General features: G+C 48.3%; 23 protein-coding genes and 1 pseudogene. 17 read left to right on the top strand and 7 right to left on the bottom strand.

Features of this window, described 5'->3' with window-relative positions; genetic code table 11:
* Positions 1-469: 469 nt before the first annotated feature.
* The 9 genes from purH (at position 470) to BP95_RS0112400 (ending at position 9,673) form a co-directional block, all read left to right on the top strand.
* Positions 470-2,017: a bifunctional phosphoribosylaminoimidazolecarboxamide formyltransferase/IMP cyclohydrolase gene (gene purH / locus BP95_RS0112440; protein WP_028532341.1), complete on the top strand. Its 1,548-nt coding sequence runs from the start codon at positions 470-472 to the stop codon at positions 2,015-2,017.
* A gap of 10 nt (positions 2,018-2,027) precedes the next feature.
* Positions 2,028-3,335, top strand: coding sequence for a phosphoribosylamine--glycine ligase (purD, locus tag BP95_RS0112435; protein ID WP_028532340.1), 1,308 nt, complete (start codon positions 2,028-2,030; stop codon positions 3,333-3,335).
* 249 nt (positions 3,336-3,584) lie between these two features.
* Positions 3,585-4,736, top strand: coding sequence for an ABC transporter ATP-binding protein (locus tag BP95_RS30240; protein WP_081819876.1), 1,152 nt, complete (start codon positions 3,585-3,587; stop codon positions 4,734-4,736).
* A complete protein-coding gene (locus BP95_RS0112425; RefSeq protein ID WP_021254979.1) occupies positions 4,736-5,527 on the top strand; it encodes an ABC transporter permease subunit in 792 nt (263 codons plus the stop codon). Before BP95_RS30240 ends, BP95_RS0112425 begins: the two co-directional genes overlap by 1 nt.
* Positions 5,528-5,596: 69 nt before the next feature.
* Positions 5,597-6,175, top strand: a complete 579-nt coding sequence (locus BP95_RS0112420; protein ID WP_028532339.1) for a TetR/AcrR family transcriptional regulator — start codon at positions 5,597-5,599, stop codon at positions 6,173-6,175.
* 68 nt (positions 6,176-6,243) lie between these two features.
* Positions 6,244-6,489: a hypothetical protein gene (locus tag BP95_RS0112415; RefSeq protein WP_028532338.1), complete on the top strand. Its 246-nt coding sequence runs from the start codon at positions 6,244-6,246 to the stop codon at positions 6,487-6,489.
* A gap of 181 nt (positions 6,490-6,670) precedes the next feature.
* Positions 6,671-7,501, top strand: coding sequence for an alpha/beta hydrolase family protein (locus BP95_RS0112410; RefSeq protein WP_021254976.1), 831 nt, complete (start codon positions 6,671-6,673; stop codon positions 7,499-7,501).
* 457 nt (positions 7,502-7,958) lie between these two features.
* Entirely contained in the window at positions 7,959-8,570 is a 612-nt protein-coding gene (locus BP95_RS0112405; protein ID WP_021254975.1) for a DUF47 domain-containing protein, read from the top strand.
* 104 nt (positions 8,571-8,674) lie between these two features.
* Positions 8,675-9,673: an inorganic phosphate transporter gene (locus BP95_RS0112400; protein WP_021254974.1), complete on the top strand. Its 999-nt coding sequence runs from the start codon at positions 8,675-8,677 to the stop codon at positions 9,671-9,673.
* Positions 9,674-9,732: 59 nt separating this feature from the next.
* Here the strand turns inward: BP95_RS0112400 and BP95_RS0112395 are convergent, their stop codons facing one another.
* A complete protein-coding gene (locus BP95_RS0112395; protein ID WP_051249950.1) occupies positions 9,733-10,275 on the bottom strand; it encodes a hypothetical protein in 543 nt (180 codons plus the stop codon).
* 280 nt (positions 10,276-10,555) lie between these two features.
* Between BP95_RS0112395 and BP95_RS0112390 the strand changes: the two genes are divergently transcribed.
* From BP95_RS0112390 to rlmD, 4 genes are all read left to right on the top strand, one after another.
* Positions 10,556-10,846, top strand: coding sequence for a YerC/YecD family TrpR-related protein (locus tag BP95_RS0112390; RefSeq protein WP_021254972.1), 291 nt, complete (start codon positions 10,556-10,558; stop codon positions 10,844-10,846).
* Between the two features lie 4 nt (positions 10,847-10,850).
* Positions 10,851-11,951, top strand: coding sequence for a sirohydrochlorin chelatase (locus BP95_RS0112385; RefSeq protein ID WP_021254971.1), 1,101 nt, complete (start codon positions 10,851-10,853; stop codon positions 11,949-11,951).
* Between the two features lie 433 nt (positions 11,952-12,384).
* A complete protein-coding gene (locus BP95_RS0112380) occupies positions 12,385-13,287 on the top strand; it encodes a diacylglycerol kinase (RefSeq protein WP_021254970.1) in 903 nt (300 codons plus the stop codon).
* Positions 13,288-13,930: 643 nt separating this feature from the next.
* A complete protein-coding gene (gene rlmD, locus BP95_RS0112365) occupies positions 13,931-15,469 on the top strand; it encodes a 23S rRNA (uracil(1939)-C(5))-methyltransferase RlmD (protein WP_028532335.1) in 1,539 nt (512 codons plus the stop codon).
* Here the strand turns inward: rlmD and BP95_RS31915 are convergent.
* The 5 genes from BP95_RS31915 to BP95_RS33060 form a co-directional block, all read right to left on the bottom strand.
* Positions 15,423-16,028: a recombinase zinc ribbon domain-containing protein gene (locus tag BP95_RS31915; RefSeq protein WP_081819875.1), complete on the bottom strand. Its 606-nt coding sequence runs from the start codon at positions 16,026-16,028 to the stop codon at positions 15,423-15,425. The genes rlmD and BP95_RS31915 overlap by 47 nt on opposite strands.
* Positions 15,991-16,164, bottom strand: coding sequence for a hypothetical protein (locus BP95_RS33065; protein WP_155987253.1), 174 nt, complete (start codon positions 16,162-16,164; stop codon positions 15,991-15,993). Before BP95_RS33065 ends, BP95_RS31915 begins: the two co-directional genes overlap by 38 nt.
* Positions 16,097-16,252: a recombinase family protein gene (locus tag BP95_RS34550; RefSeq protein ID WP_414813101.1), complete on the bottom strand. Its 156-nt coding sequence runs from the start codon at positions 16,250-16,252 to the stop codon at positions 16,097-16,099. Before BP95_RS34550 ends, BP95_RS33065 begins: the two co-directional genes overlap by 68 nt.
* A gap of 158 nt (positions 16,253-16,410) precedes the next feature.
* A complete protein-coding gene (locus tag BP95_RS0112350) occupies positions 16,411-16,950 on the bottom strand; it encodes a GNAT family N-acetyltransferase (RefSeq protein ID WP_021254967.1) in 540 nt (179 codons plus the stop codon).
* Between the two features lie 9 nt (positions 16,951-16,959).
* A complete protein-coding gene (locus tag BP95_RS33060) occupies positions 16,960-17,178 on the bottom strand; it encodes a hypothetical protein (protein WP_139170698.1) in 219 nt (72 codons plus the stop codon).
* On the opposite strand from BP95_RS33060, the gene BP95_RS32455 reads away from it, so the two are divergent.
* From BP95_RS32455 to BP95_RS0112335, 4 genes are all read left to right on the top strand, one after another.
* Positions 17,157-17,462, top strand: coding sequence for a site-specific integrase (locus tag BP95_RS32455; RefSeq protein ID WP_081676994.1), 306 nt, complete (start codon positions 17,157-17,159; stop codon positions 17,460-17,462). The two genes, BP95_RS33060 and BP95_RS32455, sit on opposite strands and share 22 nt — an antisense overlap.
* 607 nt (positions 17,463-18,069) lie before the next feature.
* Positions 18,070-18,216: a hypothetical protein gene (locus tag BP95_RS33560; protein ID WP_172619370.1), complete on the top strand. Its 147-nt coding sequence runs from the start codon at positions 18,070-18,072 to the stop codon at positions 18,214-18,216.
* A gap of 504 nt (positions 18,217-18,720) precedes the next feature.
* Positions 18,721-20,031, top strand: a complete 1,311-nt coding sequence (locus BP95_RS0112340) for a DUF4261 domain-containing protein (RefSeq protein WP_021254966.1) — start codon at positions 18,721-18,723, stop codon at positions 20,029-20,031.
* A gap of 571 nt (positions 20,032-20,602) precedes the next feature.
* The gene (locus BP95_RS0112335; RefSeq protein ID WP_028532332.1) at positions 20,603-20,983 is read left to right on the top strand and encodes a hypothetical protein; all 381 of its coding nucleotides are present in this window, start codon (positions 20,603-20,605) and stop codon (positions 20,981-20,983) included.
* 68 nt (positions 20,984-21,051) lie between these two features.
* Here the strand turns inward: BP95_RS0112335 and BP95_RS34545 are convergent.
* Positions 21,052-21,236: pseudogene (locus BP95_RS34545) on the bottom strand (IS30 family transposase); the annotation flags it as partial.
* Positions 21,237-21,248: the final 12 nt, after the last annotated feature.

The following is a 21,248-nucleotide window of genomic DNA, read 5'->3' as shown; positions in this document are numbered from 1 at the left end:
TTTTGATGCTACCGATGATTATACAAGAATGCCTGCACAACATATTTGTATCTCCTTCGAGGACAAATTGGGAAAATGTCCACGCTAATGTGGACACAGAGGGTTATATTGCTGCAGATGAAGATATGTCTACATGTAGAAGTTTAAGTGTCATTTCATCTATATATTGTGTTGGTTAAGGTTTGGGGAAAGGTATCTCTATTGCAACATTGTGTCCACTATTTGAAAGACATTTTATCAGTTTTTCCACTGCACAGGGACATGTTTCTGCCGCTATTGCGAAATAGTAGTTGGCGAGACGAGACTGAGACGATGGGCTCTGATCGATATTTGAGATATTTGCGTAGAAGATTCTGACGGGTAGATAAGGTTCGTTTTTAACAGGGAGCCATAATATAGACTTCCATACGGTAACGCATTACAATGATATTTAATTAAAATGCCAAAGTTTAGCAGGGGAGAGGACAACATGGCGATTCAAAGAGCATTGATCAGTGTATCCGATAAGACGGGCGTAGTTGCATTTGCGCGCAGCTTGACGGAAGCGGGTGTGCAGATTATTTCCACGGGTGGAACGAAAACTTTGCTGGAGCAGGAGCAAGTGCCGGTTACAGGGATATCGGATGTGACGGGGTTCCCGGAAATTTTAGATGGTCGGGTCAAGACGCTGCATCCCGCCGTTCATAGCGGGCTGCTGGCGATGCGCGGCAATCCAGCTCATATGGAGCAGCTGGATGAGCTTGGCTTGTCTACGATTGATCTTGTCATTGTGAATCTCTATCCATTCCAGCAGACGATCGCAAAGCAAGGCGTGTCCTATGAGGATGCGATTGAGAATATAGATATCGGTGGCCCGACAATGCTGCGCTCCGCTGCCAAAAATCATGCAGATGTCACGGTTGTCGTCGATGCAGCGGACTATGAGACTGTCCTCGCAGAAGTTCGCGCCAGTAGAGATACGACAATCGAGACTCGTCGTCGTCTTGCGGCAAAGGTATTCCGCCATACGGCAGCTTATGATTCCATCATTGCGGAATATTTGACTGAGCAGGTTGGTGAGCAATGGCCGGAGCGACTGAGTGTGACGTATGAACTGGCACAGCCGCTTCGCTACGGGGAGAATCCGCATCAGGATGCGGCCTTCTATCGCCGACCATTGGCGGGCGCAGGCAGTATTACAACAGCTGAGCAATTGCATGGCAAGGAGCTGTCCTACAACAATATTAACGATGCCAATGCGGCGCTTGCGATCGTTAGTGAGTTCCGTACACCTGCGGTGGCTGCAGTGAAGCATATGAATCCATGCGGCGTAGGGATCGGTGCTACGGTTCTGGAAGCTTATGAGAAGGCATATGAGTCTGATCCAACGTCGATATTCGGCGGAATCGTTGCCTCTAACCGAGAAATCGATGGCGATACAGCCCGTTTGCTGCATGAAATATTTTTAGAAATTGTCATCGCTCCTAGCTTTACAGAAGAAGCGCTTGAGGTGCTTGCACAGAAGAAGAATATCCGTCTGATGAAAACAGGGACAATTCCATCCCCAGACGAGCGGGTATCATCACGGCAGCTGACGACAGTGGATGGTGGCGTGCTTGTGCAGGATCTTGATTTACATTCCTTGAAAGCAGACAGTGTACAGGTCGCAACAGAACGTGAACCATCCTCTGAGGAGATGGAACAGCTGTTGTTCGGATGGAATGTCGTGAAGCATGTGAAGTCGAATGCGATTGTCCTTGTGAAGGATGGAATGACGGTTGGTGTAGGTGCCGGACAGATGAACCGGGTAGGTGCAGCTCGCATCGCAATCGAACAAGCCGGTGAGAAGGCGCGCGGCGCTGTACTTGCATCCGATGCGTTCTTCCCAATGGGAGATACGCTGGCCTTGGCAGCAGAAGCTGGAATTACGGCAGTGATACAGCCAGGAGGCTCAGTTCGAGACAGCGAATCCATTGAAGTGGCAAATAAGCATGGTATTTCCATGGTGATGACTGGCGTACGTCACTTTAAGCACTAAGGAGGCGTTCATGAATATGGAGCACGTAGGGAAGAAGGTATTGGTCGTCGGCAGCGGCGGACGCGAGCATGCACTGGTATGGGCGCTTCGCAATAGCCCGCAAGTTGGGCAGGTGCTGTGTGCGCCAGGCAATGCAGGGATTGCGAACCTCGCCGAATGTGTGCCGCTGCCAGTCCACGATTATGAAGGCATTGCCCGATACGCAGGTGAACAGGAAGTTGACCTTGTTGTCGTAGGACCTGATGATCCACTGGCAGGCGGAATTGTTGACGTACTGAAAGCACAAGGACTGCGCGTATTTGGTCCTGATCGTAAGGCAGCTGAGATTGAGGGAAGCAAGGTGTTCATGAAGCATCTGCTTCACAAATATAAAATTCCGACCGCTGCCTACGCTGCGTTCGATAATTTCACCGAGGCTTCGGCGTACGTCCATCAACATATGCTCCCGGTCGTCATTAAGGCCGATGGTCTGGCGGCGGGCAAGGGTGTAGTTATTGCTCATACGCATGAAGAGGCAATTGAAGTATTGCATGAGGTGATGGTAGTTGGAAAGTTCGGCTCATCTGGCAGCAAGGTTGTCATTGAAGAATTTATGCTGGGTGAGGAAATGTCCATTCTGGCCTTCGTAGATGGAGAAACGGTGCGCGTATGTGAACCAGCGCAGGATCACAAGCCAATTTTCGATGGCGATCGCGGACCGAATACAGGTGGTATGGGGACATATAGCCCTTTGCCGCAATTCTCACCGTCCATTCTAGAGAAGGCGCGCCGGACGATCATTGAACCGGCTGCCAGGGCGATGGTTGCCGAGGGCCGCTCCTTCCATGGTTTGCTGTTCGCTGGACTAATGATCACGCCGGATGGGGAACCGAAGGTCATTGAGTTCAATGCACGCTTCGGCGATCCAGAGACGCAGTCTGTACTCCCACGGTTGAAGTCAGACCTGTTCGAAGTCCTGTGGGCAGTCGCTGAAGGCAGTCTACAGGAGATTGAGCTTGAATGGCATGATCATGCTGCGATGTGTGTCATTGTAGCAGCAGAAGGCTACCCTGGAGATGTTCGCAGAGGAGACGTCATTACGGGGTTGGAGCAGGCAGCGGAATCAGCTCTCTTATTCCATGCGGGCACGGTGCGTGATGAGGATGGAACGTGGCGGACAGCAGGAGGCCGAGTGCTAGGAGTTGTCGGCATAGGCAACAATGTGGCAGCAGCCAAAGCGAAGGCATATGAGGCAGTTCAACGCATCCATTTCAGTGGGATGCAATACCGCAGTGACATCGGTGCGAAGTCAGAACGAATACAAGTGCAGACAAGATAGACGAGGAAGAGGGGCGATGCTCCTCTTTTTTTTGTTATCGAAGGGGAAGTTGTAGGGAGCATTCTCGGATATCTGGGCTCGACCCGCCTATTTTTCCACTGATTCGAAATGATGAGCAGGAAAGAGCTAATGAGTGGGGAAGGGTATACTTTCGTGCTTGATTGAGTATAAAACGGACTTGTGAGTTTGAATATATGCGGAATAAGATATACTCATAATTTAACTATAGTATAGATTGGAGTGTGCCGCATGAACGCTATCAAGTTGAGCAATCTCACAAAAAGGTACGGATCACAGCGCGGTATCCACGAAGTCAATTTAGAAGTACAGCAGGGTGAGATTTTCGGATTTATTGGACCGAATGGGGCGGGAAAGTCTACTACGCTTCGTACGATTATGCAGCTCATTCGCCCTACCTCGGGGACAGTGGAATTGTTCGGAGAAGTAATGAACAAGGAACGTCCTGATGTTCGCAGGAGAATCGGCTATTTACCGTCAGAAGTGCATTATAACGAGGAGCTAACAGGCAAAGAAGTACTGGACTTCGCTGCGCGAATGAATGGGCTGTTGCTGCAACATACAACTGCAATGGCATTGGCAGATCAGTTAAAGTTGGATGTCAGTAAGCGAGTGAAGTCGTACTCACTTGGCAATCGCAAGAAGCTTGGCATTGTACAGTGTCTGCTGCATAAGCCGGATTTACTTGTACTGGATGAACCGACATCAGGGCTTGATCCGTTGATGCAGCACACCTTTTTCCAGATATTAATGGAGCAGCATGAACGGGGAGCGACCATCTTCTTCTCCACCCATATTCTAAGCGAGGTAGAGAAGTTGTGCAGCCGTGTCGCGTTCATCCGAGAAGGTCGTCTGCTGCGAGTAAGTGATGTAGATGGGATTCCAGGCAAGGATCGCCGGATTGCACATATTCAATTCAAGCAGCAGGGTAATTGCATAGAGGCTTACCGATTGAGAAATATCGATCCGAACGCAGTATACGATGGCATGGAGCATCGTCTTGTGCTGCAAGGTGATTTGCACCTAGCCCTGCAGCGTATTACTGCCCACGAGCTAAGGGATATCCGTATTGAGCAGCCTTCTTTGGAGGATCTGTTCATGGCGGAGTACGATGCGAGCGGAAATGGGGGAAATCATTCGCAGGATCAAGCGGGGCAATCAACGCAAGCTGGGCAATTGAGGGAACGCACAGGAGAGCAATCATCGCAAACTGGGCACTTGCACGAGCGCGTAGTAGAGAAGCCAAAGCAGGCTGGACATTCGCGGGAGGATGCAGTAGAGAAGCCAAAGCAGGTTGGACATTCGCGGGAGGATGCAGTAGAGAAGCCAACGCAAGCTGGGCATTCACGTGAGCGTTCTGAGAGCGAAAGGGGAGAAGCGTAATGTGGCAGGTGTTTCGTTATGAATGGAGAACGAATCGTCGCAGCTTTTTCATATGGGCAGGCATCATTATTGTGTTCCAGATGATGTTCGCTGGACTCGGCGACATGTACACGAGCAATACATCGCTGTTGGACGCCTTGAAGCAGTTTCCTCCTGCCTTGCTGGAAGGATTCGGTATGCATGTGGAGATGTTCGGCAGCTTCGAGGGCTGGATGGCTGGCGAGCCGCTTGTGTTCTACATGATGCTGTTAGGCATATTCGCTGCGATGTGGGCGGCTTCCACGGTGGCGAGGGAGAGGGATCGAGGGACAGTGGATTTTATGTTCACCCTGCCAGCATCTCGTGGGCAGCTGTTCCTCGGAAAAGCCTGCGCGCATCTTCTTGCCTTCTTCTTGATTGCAGCGGTCAGTTATGGGGTGACGGTATGGTTCGGGCACCTGTTCAGTACCGTGGCGGATGCAGGGCTGCTGCTCACCTACTCGATCGCGGGCCTGCTGGCGGCGCTGGCATTTGCCGGAATCGGATATGTGATGACGGTCTTCGTCACTTCCGAGCGAACCGGAATGTCGCTTAGTATTGGAATCGTCATCTTATCGTTCCTATTTCATCTGCTCTCCGGTATGGAGAAGTCGTTAGCCTGGATGTCGGACATCAGCTTGTTCACGGTCTTCAATGGCAAAGATTTATTCGACGCAGGCAGCTTGCCTTGGGAGGGTGTATTCATTACGATAGGGATATATGCAGGCGGGCTGCTCTTCGGCTGGCTTGTGCTGTCGAAGCGGGATCTGTAAGATGCAGTCCCTCTCTTGACGGCATAGGCGGCAGAGCCTTGTCCGCACGGAAAGGGGATCTTACGCCAGTTGAACAGTAAAGCGATCGCAATTATGGATGTCGGACAGCGGTTGTTTTTCGAACGGGGCATCCAAGAGACGAGTATGGAGCAGATTGCGGAGGCGGTTCCCGTTGCGAAAATGACGATATATAAATATTTTCAAAGTAAGGAAGGGCTGCTTGAGGCTATTACGGATCGGATGGTGCAGGAGAGCCATCAATTTTTGCTGCGTGTGATGGAAGAAGCGAAGGATATGTATGAACTATTCGACCTTTTGCTAGAATACCAGCCCTTTGATCGGATATCTTTAACGTTCGTTACCGATTTAACGCAGTACTATCCAAATCTGTTCGCAAAAATGATGGCCTATCAAGAGGAGCACGTCATCCCGGAGTTTGAAGGGGCAATCTTCCGGGGGCAGCAGAGGGGAGAGATTCGCAAAGAGCTTTCTCCGCATTTGATCGTGCGTTATCTCGTGTCGATGAAGCAGTTCTTCCTCCAGCCAGGCAATTTGGATGAGCGGATGAACGTACGCACATTGTCTGACCAGATCACGACGATGCTCTGTCATGGCATTCTGTCTGAACGTCCTTCTAACGGCGTATAAAATTCTCCTTACACACCATAATAATGTCGTATAGGCCAATCATGACATACGGCAGGAGGGTGACAAGGATGAAAGGGAAGAGCGATTCAGAACAAGGGTTAACACAGCTGTATCTCAATCAGGAGCATTCGAGGGGGCCAAGCGAAGCGTCCGCGGTTAAAGAGTCCCATTTAGCTAGCAAGTCATCCTTGACGGATGACTCTGCGGACACAGACGATTATGATCAGGCTGCCTCGCATTTACAGGCGGGGATGACGGATGGGACGCTGGAGACGCATCAGATGCTGCAGCGTTCGTACGGACTGCATTACTAATCAAAACCGTAATACCGCTGCGCGGTGTTGCGGTTTTTTTTCTTGTCTGTACTCTTGACAGCAATCGGATAGAGGAGTACACTCAATTTAAAACATAGTATATTAATCGGAATTATATGATATAAATGATGCCGGGTGCACTGCACGCACCTGAGTAATGCAGAAGGCAGGGGAGTGTAAGATGGAGCGACATATTGATATTCGATGGCAAGAAGAACGGTTGGCGGCGACGATTCATTATCCAGAGGAGAGAGCTCCATTTGAACGTGGTGTGAAGCGGCGCGCCCCTGTAACGATTATTTGCCACGGCTTCGTCGGCAGCCGAATCGGCGTTGACCGCTTGTTCGTGAATGCGGCGCGCAAACTAGCAGGGGAAGGGCACATCGTTGTGCGCTTCGACTTCGCCGGATGCGGCGAGAGCACGGGCGATTATGGGCATACTGGTCTAGATGACATGATAAGTCAGACGCAGTCAGTACTCGATTATGCGCTCGGCTGCGGTGATGTCGATCCGCAGCGGGTAACGCTGATCGGCCATAGCTTGGGTGGAGCGATTGCAATATTGACCGCTGTGCGCGATCAGCGTATTAAGCGGCTTGTCCTCTGGTCGCCTGTAGCCTACCCATTCAATGATATTGTGCGGATAGTTGGGCGAGAGCAGTACGATACGGCAATGACAAGAGGATATGCCGATTACCTAGGATATTCCTTCACGCCTGCTTACTTCAATGCGTTGGGTGTTCATCAGCCGCTGCAAGAGGCACGTAAGTTCAATGGCGATGTACTGCTTGTACACGGCACAAGTGATGATGTCATACCGGCGGATTACAGCTTTCTGTTCCAGAAGGTGTTCTGGCTGCGCAGCGACGGTCAATGTGATAAGGAAATTGTGTTCCAAGCTGATCATACGTATTCGGATGGGACGCATCGGGAGAAGCTGTTCACCTGTACACTTCAATGGCTGAAGCGGTGGGAGAAGCGGCAGGAGGAATGGGCGAACTGGAGTATATAGCTTGATAACGGTGTGGTAGTGAGATAATCCAATTATGAATGTGAGACGAAGTGGCAGCCGGAGGGCATAGCAGCTTCGTCTTTTTTGATTTGGGGTGAATACGAACACATGCCGATCTTATGTATGTCTTTGCAGAAAAAGGAGGAAACTATACCGTATGGTGGGCGCAGCATGATTGCTAGCCCATGTCTATGGCATATCCAACATTCCAACGTGGGAAACATTGGATGATGAGCGAAAAACGGCGTGAGAACGGTATTTTGCTGTACTTTTTATGAAAAACGGCGAAAATTGTCGAATAAGGGAGAATTTCTGGCGGTGAATAGGGCTGAAGTTTCGACATTTGCTCACGTTTGGTTTACGATTTCTTTACAAAACCACCGTATCCTATGATAAGATATGTAAGGTTTAGAAGATTACATCACATGCAATTTTTGTTGCAAAGGAGATCTCGGGAATGTTCAAGAAAAGGGACGTGTTTTTCGAAACGCTGCAAAACATGGCGGATACGCTCGTTCTAGCGGCAGAAACGTTCGCACAAGGCGTAGAAGATTTGACGGATGTCTTGGCGTTTACGAAGGAAATGAAGGATCTGGAAAGCAAATGTGACGTCTATGTACATACGATCTTGACAGAGCTTAATAAAACATTCATTACGCCGATTGAGCGCGAGGATATTATGGCGCTTACGACTGCACTCGACGATGTTCTTGATGGGATGGAGGCCAGCGCTTCGCGTTTCGACATGTACCAAATGATTGAACGTGATGAAATCGTGGTATTGTTCGCCGATGTTATCAAGCGCAGTGCATATGAAATACAGAAGGCAATCAAACTGTTGTCACAGAAAAAACTGCTTGCTATCCGCGAGCATAACATACGTGTCAATGAGCTGGAAAATTCCGCAGACGACATTTACCGCCGTGGGGTTCGTGCCTTGTTCGCAGAAGTAAAGGATCCAATCGAATTGATCAAACGCAAAGACGTATACGAGCGTCTTGAACAGACGACCGACAGCTGTGAGGATGTGGCGAAGCAGCTTGAAACGATCGTCATGCGAAATTCCTAATATCTGTCGTAACACATAAGATAAGCCAGCCCTAGTGTACGAAGGAGGTAGGGATTGCGCGGACGGATGATAATTAGTGCTGTGCAATCACATAGATAATGAACATGGATATTACGATGATTATCGTGGGCGTCGTTATTTTCTTGGCGCTTGCCTTTGACTTTATTAATGGCTTCCACGATACGGCGAATGCGATCGCCACGTCGGTGTCAACGAGGGCGCTTCCGCCGCGTGTTGCCATTTTGATGGCCGCTGTGATGAACTTTGCCGGGGCGCTGACCTTTACAGGGGTTGCCAAGACGATAGGCGGCAGTATTGCTGATCCAGCAAAGCTGGAGAATGGCCTTGAAATCGTCATGGCGACACTGATTTCGGCTATAATCTGGAACTTGGTTACTTGGTGGTTCGGGATTCCGTCATCTTCCTCGCATGCGCTTATTGGCGCATTGGCAGGGGCAGTATTCATCGGTGCCGGATCAGATTATTTGAACTTGGGCGGATTTAAAAACATCGTTCTCGGTCTTATTATTTCGCCAATTATTGCTTTCGCTGTCGGTTATGTCGTGATGACAATCTTAAAATGGATATTTGGTAATCATAGTCCACATACCGTTAATAAAGGGTTCCGAACCTGTCAAATTATTACGGCTGCTCTGCAATCATTCACTCATGGTACGAATGACGCGCAGAAGGCAATGGGGATTATTACATTCGCACTCGTCACTGCACAACTGCAGACCGAAATGGAAGTACAGCTGTGGGTTAAGCTTGCTGCTGCAACAGCAATGGCACTTGGTACTTCGATTGGCGGCTGGAAGATCATTAAAACGATGGGAACGAAAATCTTCAAAATCGAACCGATTAACGGCTTTGCCGCAGACTTGTCTGCAGCCTCGGTTATTATGTCGGCAACGCTGACGCATTTGCCTATTAGCACTACGCATGCTATTACCTCCGCGATCTTGGGGGTAGGCTCCGCCAAGCGTTTCTCGGCGGTGAAGTGGGGCGTAGCAGGTCGAATTGTAGTGACTTGGTTCATTACGATTCCGATTTGTGCGGTACTTGCGATGATTATTTTCAAGTTCATCGATCTATTCTTTTAAATAGAAGCACACAGAGCCGGCTCTCTCTATGGAGGAGTCGGCTCTTTTGCTGTGTGTAATTACCGGCGACGCGTCTTGGAGGTGCGACGGCGCTGCTTACTTGGAAGCGGCGATTTCCCTTTTCCTGTTGTACGCTTGCGGCGGCGCCTGCGCGGATTTTTCGTCCAATGATCATCTTCGTCACCGTCTTCTCCGTCTTTCTTTTTGCCTGGAAGGAGTGTGCCCATGAGCAGCTTGGCGACGGGAGCGATCTGGGATACGCTGTTCATCACTTTCTGCACCTTGCCCATCGTCTCGACGATGCCTTCAATTCCGCCCATGCGATCAATGACTTGCTTGATGTCACCGATCGAGAAGCCGCTTTTCTTGGCAGTGGTCTCCTCAACAACCGTGGCAATTGGCGATTCGGCTGCTTGGCTATATGGAACGATGGCTGTTGTTGTCTCTAACGGTGGCGGTGGAGTGAATGATGGCAAGAAGGGCGCAGGTTCAGGGCTGAAGCTGCGGATATGCGCCTTGTTTTCCTTTTGCTTGGGAAGACTGGGGACGGTCATCAGCTGCGACGGTAAAGGAGCCCTCTCATATTGGCGAGGGTTGTTCATCTCATCACGACCTTTTTGTATAAGTATGGCAGGTTTGCATAGTCTTAACGTACTCCAATCAACATTCTCTAGTGCTTTCTGCATTGGTATGGGATAATATACTGTATGTGATAGGCGAACAACTCGATTGGACGATCGCCCGTAGACGGACGCCCAATCTTCTATGGAAGCGCTCTATTTTCACAGTAATTCACTAACGCATGACAACTGTAATGCTTGAAAAGGTATGTCAAAGGAAGTACAATGAGGGTAACAAGCATTGATGTAGGGGTGGATAAGGTTGCAATTGAAAAAATTGAACGATAAGTCAGTCGACCAGCTGTTTGAGGCGGTTATGACGCTGAAATCAGTGGAAGAGTGTTATATTTTCTTTGATGATCTGTGCACGGTAAATGAGATTCAATCCTTATCCCAGCGGTTGGAGGTTGCTCGCATGTTGGGCAAGGGCTGTACGTACAATCAGATTGAAGCGGAGACCGGAGCAAGTACAGCCACGATTTCCCGCGTGAAGCGTTGTTTGAACTACGGCAATGATGGTTATAAAATGGCATTAGAACGCTTAGGTAAATAATCAGATGAAGCCGGGACTGCTTATCATCAGCCACGGTTCAAGAGATGAATCCTGGGTTACACTGGTAGAGGAAGCCATCGCACAGACGGATTGGCCTGATGGGGTTGCTGTCGTCTCCTCTTACTTGGAATGTGTACCGGAACAAGATATACAATACGGCATTAATACATTGGAAGCGCAAGGGGTGAACCATATTGGGGTCATCCCCTTGTTCGTGTCTGCGGGTAGTACACATGCCGATGAGATAGCATATGCGCTTGGCGCTAAGCCTGCTCCGCTCTGTGAGACAGACCTGGAGCCATTCCGAGTGCAAGCTCGCGTCTATTATGGTCGGCCGCTTGACGGAGGGAATGTTGTTCCATTGCAAAGTGCGTCATCTATGCTAGGAGAAGGAATTGAAGAGAACGGGCGAGCTGTCGAATCTTCCTTCTCTGCTCATGTTGAGCAAAGTGGAGATGGGAGTGAAAGCGGCTCTTACTTAGGATTGTCGGCACAGTCTGATCGAAGCTGTTCGATTGCGGATGTGGACAGTCAGGAGGATGTTCTCCTTCAGATGGTGGAGGAGCGGCTGCGTGGACTCGGGGTACGAACAGACTCGGATGCAGTGCTGCTCGTTGCGCACGGAAGTCGATACGAGCCATTTGCTTCGCGCTGGCATGAGAGCTTACGGCGATTGGAGCGGAAGCTTGTGCTGCGTGGCTCGTGTGCAGGAGCCTCACATGCCTTGCTCTGCTGTGAAGATATTGCGGAAGCGGTGACCCGTTTACAGAGCGTATTGACGATTGGTCAAGATGAAATCGTCTGGAGCTGCAGGGCGGAACAATTGACTGTTCCACTTGACTCGTTCGGCGGTATGGATGTCTTCGATGGTCATGATGTTGGAGGGCGCTCGTGCGGAGAACAGACTGTTGAACGCCGTGTTGCCGTCGTTCCTGTGTTCCTCAGTCGAGGTTATTTCACTTCTCATGTGATTCCGCAGCGGCTTAGTGATGTGTCTGCCATGTATGATGGCGAAGCTCTGCTGCCGCACTCCGCCTTGAATAGATGGCTGCAGCAGGAAGCGGTTCGTTTACTGGCTATGATGAAGGGGAATGTATCTCAATAGTTGGTGCCGGGATTGGGATCGTTTGAAAGTCTGCTTACGGAAGTTGCTAGGGCGATTATCCCGTCAGTTTCGAACATTTTGAGGAACGATTGTGTTATCATGAGAAGAATAGATTGTATGATGTGACGATGCAGATGGAATTGCGTGAGAATGCCACGATGCATCTTAATACATAAGAATATATGTTGGTGGTTCGGAGTTTTTATAACTGTCCGCAGGGCTGCTGTAAAGTTAGGATGTCTCCAACAAGGCATGATGTGGATATGAAGAAGCTTACTATGGTAGTATGGTTCATAACACAGGTTGTTTTGCTGTTCGAGGCAAAGTGACTAGAACTGGACGATATGGCGAAATGTTGCTGGCAGCTAAGCCTTCGCGAAGAAGGTTGTGAAATCGGTTGAACGTGAATAGATTGTAAATGGGTGAAACATTCATGGTAAAGAGAGCTAGGCTTATTTATAATCCGACATCTGGCCGGGAGGAAGGCAGGAAGCGGCTGGCGGATATATTGCATATGCTGGATGCTGCTGGCATCGAGACGACGACGCATGCGACGGAAGGCGAAGGAGATGCAACGGCTAGTGCGGCAGAAGCAATTGATAACGGCTATGATATGATTATCGCAGCTGGTGGCGATGGTACGCTCAACGAGGTTATTAATGGGATGGCGGACAAGCCGGAACGGCCTCCGCTTGGCATTATTCCACTTGGGACGACGAATGACTTCGCACGGGCGTTGGGTATTCCTCGCAATTGGGAGGATGCTTGCTCAATTATTACGCGTCAGACAACTCGGGTTATTGACCTTGGGCAGTCGAATGAGAAGTACTTCATTAATATTGCAGGCGGCGGTTCCTTGACGGAATTGACGTATGAGGTGCCAAGCAAGCTGAAGACGATTATCGGGCAGCTCGCTTATTATATGAAGGGCCTTGAGAAGATGACTCGCCTGCGTCCGACGGAGCTGCGTATTGAGCTGGAAGGCCACGGCGTCTATCATGAGGAATTCATGCTGTTCTTGATTACGAATACGAACTCGGTTGGCGGCTTCGAGAAGCTGGCGCCTGAGGCGCGAATTGATGACGGCTTATTCGATGTCATTATGCTGAAACGCTGCAATCTTGTGGAGTTCGTTCGGGTAGCTAGTATGGCTCTTCGGGGAGAGCATATTAATGATCCGCTCGTCATTCACAAGCAGACGAATCGAGTTACGGTTACATCGCCGGATGCAGTTCAGCTTAATCTAGACGGCGAATTCGGCGGTTTATTGCCAGCGACGTTCAGGGTGCTGCCGTCCCATTTGCGTATTTTCGCGGATGATCCAGAGGCTTTGTAAGCTGGAGAGAAGTGCGTATGTACCGAGCTGTTATGGCAATGGAAAATAGAATGATATCGTTCCACGATCAGATGGTGGACGTTCGGCTTGACTAGCTGCTGTAGAGGGCACGGGTCAAGCCGTTTTATTGTTGTTGACGTGGTGAGGGGAACAGCGATAATTAGGGGCAGAAGGCAGAAGGCAGAAGGCAGAAGGCAGAAGGCAGAAGGCAGAAGGCAGAAGGCAGAAGGCAGAAGGCTAAATGCTAAACTGAAATGCAGATAAGATAAATGTATAATGCTAAAATGCTGTTTGATCGGATAATGGGATTCTTTGTCGTTAGGAAAAAGGTAATTAGAGCTTGTGCAGGCGTGAAGGCGCCGGGTCTTCTTGTTGGCGGGTGGATTATGGTATGATGATGCCATGCTCAACATGCGGAACAGCTGGATACCATGAGGATGACGTTTTCGAGGCTACGTATGGATGCAGAGTCGAGCGTAGTTATTTGTATATTTTCGGGCTATTATCGATTTTTGAGAAAGATATCGTGTACTGTATCTTTGGGTTTCCGGCAGAAGAGTGAGTATGAACATGAGCTAGACAAGCAATGCGAGAGCATTCAAAATAGATGGATTCGTTAACACATAAATAGGAGGGCATCAGGGTGAAAGGAAACAAGCAAAGCAAGCGGCCGGGGCGTCGAAATGGAGGACAGTCTGCATCTGCGACGCGTTCACAAGAAGCGGTAGGTGGACGCGCGGCACATGCACGCGTGCATAATGCCCCGGTACAGAAAAACGATGAGGTTGTAATGGATATTATTGGTTTGACGCATGATGGAGAAGGAGTCGGTCGTACAGACGGCTTCACGCTGTTTGTACAAGGGGCATTGCCGGGTGAGCAGGTCCGTGCGCTTGTGCTGAAGGTGAAGAAACAGTACGGATATGCAAAGGTGCTGGAGCGTCTTGTAGACAGCCCACATCGCGTGAAGTTGGAGCATCCGGTAAATGCATACGGCGGCTGTCAGTTGCAGCATATGGCGTACAGTGAGCAGCTGGTATGGAAGCGGCAGCATGTCGTGGACGTACTAGAGCGGATTGGGAAGTTCCAAGTGGAGCAAGCATATGGCGAAGCAGCTGCACCTGAAAATGCTGCGCAGGAGCAGCCGATCAAGGTATGGCCCACGATCGGAATGGAGCAGCCATGGCGCTATCGGAACAAGAGCCAAATGCCAATCGGCAAAAATGAGCGCACAGGCGAGTTAATCGGCGGTTACTTTGCGAAGGCGAGCCATCGGATCGTTGATACGGATACGAGCCTGATCCAGCACGAAGTGAATGACGACGCGATGCGTGCCGTGAAGCAGGTTGTACGGAAATACGGCATTGTGCCGTATAATGAAGAGCAGCATACAGGCCTACTTCGTCATGTGATGATGCGTGTTGGCTTCCGCACGAACGAGCTGATGATCACGTTCGTGACGAACGGGGACAAGCTGCCGCATCAGGAGAAGATCGTAGCGGAGCTTGCTGAGGCTTTGCCGCAGTTGAAGAGCGTCTGCCAGAGCATGAATACGAAGCGCACGAACGTTATTATGGGAGATAAGACCCGCGTATTGTGGGGTTCAGAATATATTACAGATTATATCGGAGATATCGCGTTCAAAATCTCCGCGCGTTCCTTCTACCAAGTAAATCCGGTGCAGACGGAAGTGCTGTATGAAAAGGCTGTAGAATATGCTGGCCTGACAGGGGAAGAGACGGTCATTGACGCGTATTGCGGCATCGGGACAATCTCGCTGTTCCTGGCACAACGCGCGAAGCGGGTACTCGGCGTCGAGATCGTCGAGGAAGCGATCGCCGATGCGCGCCGCAATGCCGAGCTGAATGGCGTGACCAATGCAGAATTCGCCGTTGGCGCAGCAGAAGACGTTATTCCTCGCTGGAAGGAGCAGGGTGTGACGCCAGACGTCATCGTCGTCGATCCGCCGCGCAAGGGTTGCGATCCTGCATTGCTCGACACGATGCTCGCCATGCAACCAGAGCGCATCGTATACGTGTCCTGCAATCCGTCGACGCTGGCTCGCGATTTGCAAGTGCTGGCGGGTGGAGGCTACCGCGTCGTTGAGGTACAGCCGGTGGACATGTTCCCGCAGACTACGCATGTGGAGTGTGTTTCACTGCTAGTTTTAGAAGAAGGTTGAGTGGATTATAACCCCTCAACCATGGAGTCTCTGTAGTCAAAGTATCGAAAGCCACTGCTTTTTTAAATTGTTCTTTGATGGAGAAAAGTTTACTCGCTGAGTAGCTTTCCTCCATCTTTTTTGAAGTTGGCTTTTTTCGAAAATGCAGCAACTTGTCTTCAATATCTGTAACCAAACAGTCATAGTCGTCCTTGGTAATAGCATCACTGACAAACTTCTGTAAAGCATTTTTCTTTATATCCATTTGCTTTTGTATTTGTTTATCAATGGCTTGTAGCTGTTTTGTTATTTTTTTTTGGTTAGCGTTTATTCTTTGTTTGACCTTGGCATCCAGATCAGGTAGGTTCAGTTTGTCGTACATCGCTTTTAAGTCGCTTAGAATGACTTCTGTGAGGTTTTGTTCCTTAACTGCGTGATTGGTACAAGCGATGTTCCCATGCCTTGCATAGGTGCCACAAATGTATCCTTTTCGGTTTGAGCGATACCCCATACCCTTTCCACAATCAGAGCAATAAGCAATATTAGTAAAAAAGGTGTTTTTGCGCTTTAGTTCCGCCATGCCCCCTTCTTGCTCTCATTGCAAGTAGGTGTTTTGCTTCCTCAAATATTTTTCTCAAAATAATTGATTCATGGGTATTTTGGACAACAACCCAATCCTCTTCTTTTAAAAACACCCTTTTTTTTATTTGTGACATTCAAAGTTGCCTCTCTACCTTGAACCAGATCACCAACATAGTGTGGGTTTTGTAAAATCTTCTTAACTGATGTACCTTGCCAATACAGACTAGCATTTGACTTGCCGATGACTTGAGAGGGGGTGGGCAGTCGCGGAAGCGTGCACTTTTTTGCACGGCTAATGTTGTGCTTTCTTTTTGCATTTTTGCTATTGACTTCGCATAGTTAGTCTTATACTGTACGATGCACTATTCAAATTGTTAGCTTTATAATCCGAGTCTGGCACCTACTTCTGCATACTCTATATCTTTTCTTTCTGCATTCCAATTACCCCCTGTTTGTCCGTCCCATATCGCTCCTGTTTCAACGAAACCGACAGACGCAAACAACTTCCGGACGGCTTCGTTTACCATCCAATATGATGTAGCAACTGCATCGGCTTTTCCTTGTGGAAACGACTTTATGTAATCAATAACTTTCATCATTGCTTGTTTGCCAAATCCTTTGCCTTGATGCTTTTTATCAATCATAAAGCGATTAAGTCCATAAGTAGATTTATCTCCATATTTTTCACATAAAAATGCACTTTCCGCCAGTTCGAAAAATCCAATATCGACATATCCTATGACTTCATCATTGTTGCATATAGCGAAGATCATAGGAGGTTTTTCGTCGTTGAGTATCTTTACATAGGCTTTAGCCAAACAATATATGCTGGAATCCACATTTCCTTTCTGCTCGTCTGTTATGCTTAACTTCAACACTGCCTCAAAATTATCGTGGGTAATTTTTCTTAATTCAATCATTTTTCTTCCCTACTTCCGAAAATATAAATTCGCTGCATCTGCCCGTAACGCCGTTCCCGTCCCCAAGGCAAGGGCGAAGCGCAGCGCCGACAGGCGGCGCGTCCTGTCCGGCTGCTGCCCGCCCGATGCCATGCGGAACGCTAGGCGATGGGGCGGCTGCCGGACAGCGTTCCCCGTCCTCCGTGCCTTAACGACACCAGTATAGTATAAAAACCCGGATATTTCCACATTATGATGATATAATCATACTGCTTGGTACAGGACTTCGTATTTCCGAGTTGTGCGGATTGACAGATGCAGATATAGATTTAGAAAACAGAATTATTGATGTAAACCATCAGTTGTTATACTGCACAGGAACTGGATACTACATTGATGAACCAAAAACAAAGAGTGGTTTCCGACGAATTAAGATGACAGAGGAAGTCTATCAAGCCTTTAGACGTATAATGGATAGGCGCAGATTTACAAAGACTGTCACCATAGATGGCTACAGCAACTTCATTTTCTGATAGATTGTCCGAAGGTAAATTTTATTTATACCATTGTGGAATATAGAGCTTTACTTTCTGTTGCCTTTCCCGCCCGTGGGGTGGTTATTTATTTCTTGCCCTGTGCTTCGCTTGGTCAAGGCTTCGCTTCGCTCAGAGGGTTCACTCCGCTCCGTTGTGCTCGCGGGGCTACATTGACTGGTGAAAGCCGAGCCAGTTTTTAACGTGTTCTCCTGTAGCCACGGTCAAAGCCGATTATGTTTTCTGAATATGTATAACCGCCGACTTCTCGGCGGCTTAAACTAATGGTATTTAACTTTTTAAAGTCCTCAACCCTCTCATAATTAAAAAATTGTAGTAAATCATGTTCGTTAATCCGATACCCGTATTTAGATGAGTGGCTTTGCTGGTGAGGAATGGCACAGATAGCTGAGAATGCAGTAGTGGAGTGGTTTTGGAGAGTATTACAGATGAGAAAATCCCTGAGTTGATTGAAGTGGTAAGTCGATTAGTCGTTGCTGTGTTCATCAAGGGAAAAACTCCCTTTACAACCACTACCAGTACGTTATAATTCAATTATCAGACAGCATGATCGACTTATCAAAAGATAGATATTGGAGGTATGGTCATGGTCAATCGCAAAAGAAAAATGATTTCCGCAGCCCTCAGCACAGCTCTAGTCGTGACTATGTTGCTTACAGCCAGCACAGTCGATGCCCAAGGTACTCAGCCGGCGAAGACAGCAGGGGAAAAAAAGGTTGAAGTTATTAAATAGTGATTGTTAATGACATACTATCTACGAAGACAGCATGGAGTCTTACAATTGTGATGCGATCCAGTAAAGGCTGTTCATTTGAATGACAAATAACCAAAAGAGAAACGGCTGTTGTCCTTGTAAAAAAGGGTTTCAGCCGTTTCTGTTACTGTCGACTCCACATGTGGAGTCGGTTGCTTTGCTACGAAGACAGTAAAGCTGGAAATCCTTGATTTCAAGTACTAGTGTGGGAACGCAAATAGAATAATGATTTAAAAAGGTGCTATTAAAAATAGTACCTTTTTAATTTTTGACGTTGAAGGAAATGAAGAGAACCGAAATCTATCTCCCCGTTATCGTTGCGCTATGCGTTCACTCAGCTATAGAGGGGGAATCGTTTCGGAACACTGTCTTGAAAGTTAAATGTCGGATATTGTTGGTTTCCTATTAGCGAAGTAAGGAGGTATTCCGAAATAAAACGAGAAAAACATCTAAGAGGCTTTTAGAAACTAAGGAGGTAATGTTATGGAGAAAGACTTGTTGGAACAGCTAAACCTCTGGCATGAAGAGGATGAATTTGAAAAAATAGTAGGCAAGATTGCAGAAATTCCCGAACAGGACAGAGATTATGATATAGTTAGCCATTTGGCGAGAGTATTAAACAATCTAGAACGTTACGATGAAGCATTACAGCAACTTTGGACGATCAAAACGCAAGGCGAGAACGACCCTCTTTGGCATTTTCGTGTAGGTTATGCCTATTACTACCTATCGCAATATGAGGAGGCAGTAACAGCATTCGAAATGGCGAATAAACTTGATCCAGAGGATGAAGATACTTTGCTGTTATTGACGTGGAGCCGTCACGAGATTGGCCTAACAGACCATCAAGAGGGGCAGCCAATTGCTTCGGTGAAGAACGATATTGAGGCGAATGAAATGCTTGAACAGGAAAAGGACTTTGGTTTTGCCCGGGTGTACGCTGTGGAGTTAAAATACAAGCAGCCGCCGAAGCTGGATCGAAACATGCTGTACGAGAAGATGGAGCTTTACACGGGTAAGGTTGATCGCGGAGAACATCATCCGGATGCCGCAGGACTTGCTGTGTGGGAAGCGAACAGTCAGGAAGATCAGAATTTGCTGCAATTTTTCCATTTGAATTATATGGTTGAATATTCTCAAGGCGAAATGCCGGCACAAACCAGCCTGATGGATACAGAAAGCCGCCCGGTTACGGACTACGATTCCGCCATACAGCAGTCCTGGCATTGGCGGGAAGCCGCTCAAGTCGTGAGTGATTGCGAGCACTCGCTGCTGTTGATCGACATGATGGCATCGGGACTTGATCCCAAATCGCGGCTGCAGCTGTTCACCGGCTCGCTGCGGGCGGTGCTGGAAACGGCTCCTTGCGACGCCATCTATTTCCGGGAAAGCGACAAGCTCGTCGAACCCAGCGCTTATCTGGCGGCGATTGAAGAAGGGGAACTGTTATATGGTGCACTGAACATTCGTTTTTATAATGTTGAAGGCACAGGTAGCGGCCGCCCTGAAGGTCTGATGGATTCATTGGGACTCGCCGCGCTTGGCATTCCGGATGTCCAGTGCCATTATTACGATCTGGAGCCTGATGAAGTAGCTGGAAATTTGCTTAATATCGCCTATTATTTATTCGACCGCGGGGACGTTATTGTCGACGGGGAAACAGTTGGTTTCACCGAAGAGATGCGCTGGCGCTGCGAGCACCAATATGGGCTGGCCGCACCGCACCGGGTTGTTATCGATATAGATCCGGGAGAACCTTATTATGCGGGCAGTCAAGGCGCAGAGCAGTCGTAAACAGCAGTTACCTATCCGCGATGGTGCCTAATCCAATTTCCAGTCTGACGACTTCTACGCACCTACACCAATCATTCAAGGGCAAGTTACGCCAAAAGCTCCTGGAAATCCCGTTACAAACGTAAATCTCAGTGAAGTGACGAAAAATGATGACTTCGTTGTTCTTAGCGACATTTACTATCAATTTACGGGTTTAGGATCAAATAGTAGTATCTCGTCTAAGCAATCTGTAAAGACGACCAAGAAGAGTGATATATACATCACATTAACACAATGGTCTCCGTCATCCATTTACAATCCTAAAGTGGAGTATGCCCTGAGAAACAAAGATACGGGAAACGAGACTGACCGAGTTCCTGTAAATGGCGCATACACAAGTGAAAACTACACTATTGGCTGGACAAAAGTGCTTCCGGGAGATTATGAAATTGTAATATACAACGTTGGAAATCATGAACTAGCTGGGAATGGCTTTGCCAACGCCTATTACAACTACAACTGATCAAATGTAGGCTAAAAAAATCCCCCTGCTTTCCAGTAGGGGGAAATTCGCTTTTTGAGGTGAGTAATAATGAAAAAGAAATTATTAATCAGCGTATCCGCTGTGGTGCTTGTCGTTATGACTGCCTTGGCGATCCAAAGTTACGCTGGCTCCCAAATTCCTACTTACGTTTTCGGGAACCACAACGCAATTTACAAACCACTGAAGCAGCATGAACAGCGCGACGATCCGAATAATCCGTACTTCTACGCACCCGTAAAGCTGACACCGGAGGAGATAGAACATAACAAGTGGCTTGCTGGACGTATTGTTACTGAGCATGGCGAGTTTGAACGTGTGCGCGAGCAAGACACGTCGATTAGCGAAGATGAGACGGTATACAATCGTGATGATATAAATGAGAATACAAAACAAGTTGTCGATCATGGCGTTTTTATTAAGACGAAGTAATGTGAGGAAGAAAAGGCATTAGGCCAAAATTGACAGAGACAATAAACACATTTATATATGACGAATTGTCAAGCTAAGTGCGACAGTTCATCCATGAAAGCTTCGTGAGCAGACATCCAGCCTAGACATTTACGAGGACGATTGTTAATGAGGCAGATAGCCTTGGCCAAATTACCATAGGTGACCAAAGCAAAGTCGCGGCTCTAGGGGAGAATACCCGAAGAAGGCCATTCCCGTTCTCATTTGAGCCCCGAAGCCTGTTTCC

It is taken from the genome of Paenibacillus sp. UNC217MF (assembly GCF_000686865.1).
Classification (GTDB): domain Bacteria; phylum Bacillota; class Bacilli; order Paenibacillales; family Paenibacillaceae; genus Paenibacillus_B; species Paenibacillus_B suaedae.
Note: the sequence above shows the minus strand (reverse complement) of the source record. Positions and strands in the feature narration are given on the sequence as shown.

Bases quoted from the DNA above. Each gene is read 5' to 3' on its own strand.
- BP95_RS33065 (WP_155987253.1), bottom strand. From the start codon at position 16,164: ATGTCACAAATAAAAAAAAGGGTGTTTTTAAAAGAAGAGGATTGGGTT.
- BP95_RS0112385 (WP_021254971.1), top strand. From the start codon at position 10,851: ATGAAGCCGGGACTGCTTATCATCAGCCACGGTTCAAGAGATGAATCC.
- BP95_RS30240 (WP_081819876.1), top strand. From the start codon at position 3,585: ATGAACGCTATCAAGTTGAGCAATCTCACAAAAAGGTACGGATCACAG.
- BP95_RS0112350 (WP_021254967.1), bottom strand. From the start codon at position 16,950: ATGATTGAATTAAGAAAAATTACCCACGATAATTTTGAGGCAGTGTTG.
- purD (WP_028532340.1), top strand. From the start codon at position 2,028: ATGAATATGGAGCACGTAGGGAAGAAGGTATTGGTCGTCGGCAGCGGC.
- BP95_RS31915 (WP_081819875.1), bottom strand. From the start codon at position 16,028: ATGGCGGAACTAAAGCGCAAAAACACCTTTTTTACTAATATTGCTTAT.
- BP95_RS33560 (WP_172619370.1), top strand. From the start codon at position 18,070: ATGGTCAATCGCAAAAGAAAAATGATTTCCGCAGCCCTCAGCACAGCT.
- BP95_RS0112405 (WP_021254975.1), top strand. From the start codon at position 7,959: ATGTTCAAGAAAAGGGACGTGTTTTTCGAAACGCTGCAAAACATGGCG.
- BP95_RS0112425 (WP_021254979.1), top strand. From the start codon at position 4,736: ATGTGGCAGGTGTTTCGTTATGAATGGAGAACGAATCGTCGCAGCTTT.
- BP95_RS0112395 (WP_051249950.1), bottom strand. From the start codon at position 10,275: ATGAACAACCCTCGCCAATATGAGAGGGCTCCTTTACCGTCGCAGCTG.
- BP95_RS0112380 (WP_021254970.1), top strand. From the start codon at position 12,385: ATGGTAAAGAGAGCTAGGCTTATTTATAATCCGACATCTGGCCGGGAG.
- BP95_RS0112415 (WP_028532338.1), top strand. From the start codon at position 6,244: ATGAAAGGGAAGAGCGATTCAGAACAAGGGTTAACACAGCTGTATCTC.
- BP95_RS0112410 (WP_021254976.1), top strand. From the start codon at position 6,671: ATGGAGCGACATATTGATATTCGATGGCAAGAAGAACGGTTGGCGGCG.
- BP95_RS0112340 (WP_021254966.1), top strand. From the start codon at position 18,721: ATGGAGAAAGACTTGTTGGAACAGCTAAACCTCTGGCATGAAGAGGAT.
- purH (WP_028532341.1), top strand. From the start codon at position 470: ATGGCGATTCAAAGAGCATTGATCAGTGTATCCGATAAGACGGGCGTA.
- BP95_RS0112335 (WP_028532332.1), top strand. From the start codon at position 20,603: ATGAAAAAGAAATTATTAATCAGCGTATCCGCTGTGGTGCTTGTCGTT.
- BP95_RS0112400 (WP_021254974.1), top strand. From the start codon at position 8,675: ATGGATATTACGATGATTATCGTGGGCGTCGTTATTTTCTTGGCGCTT.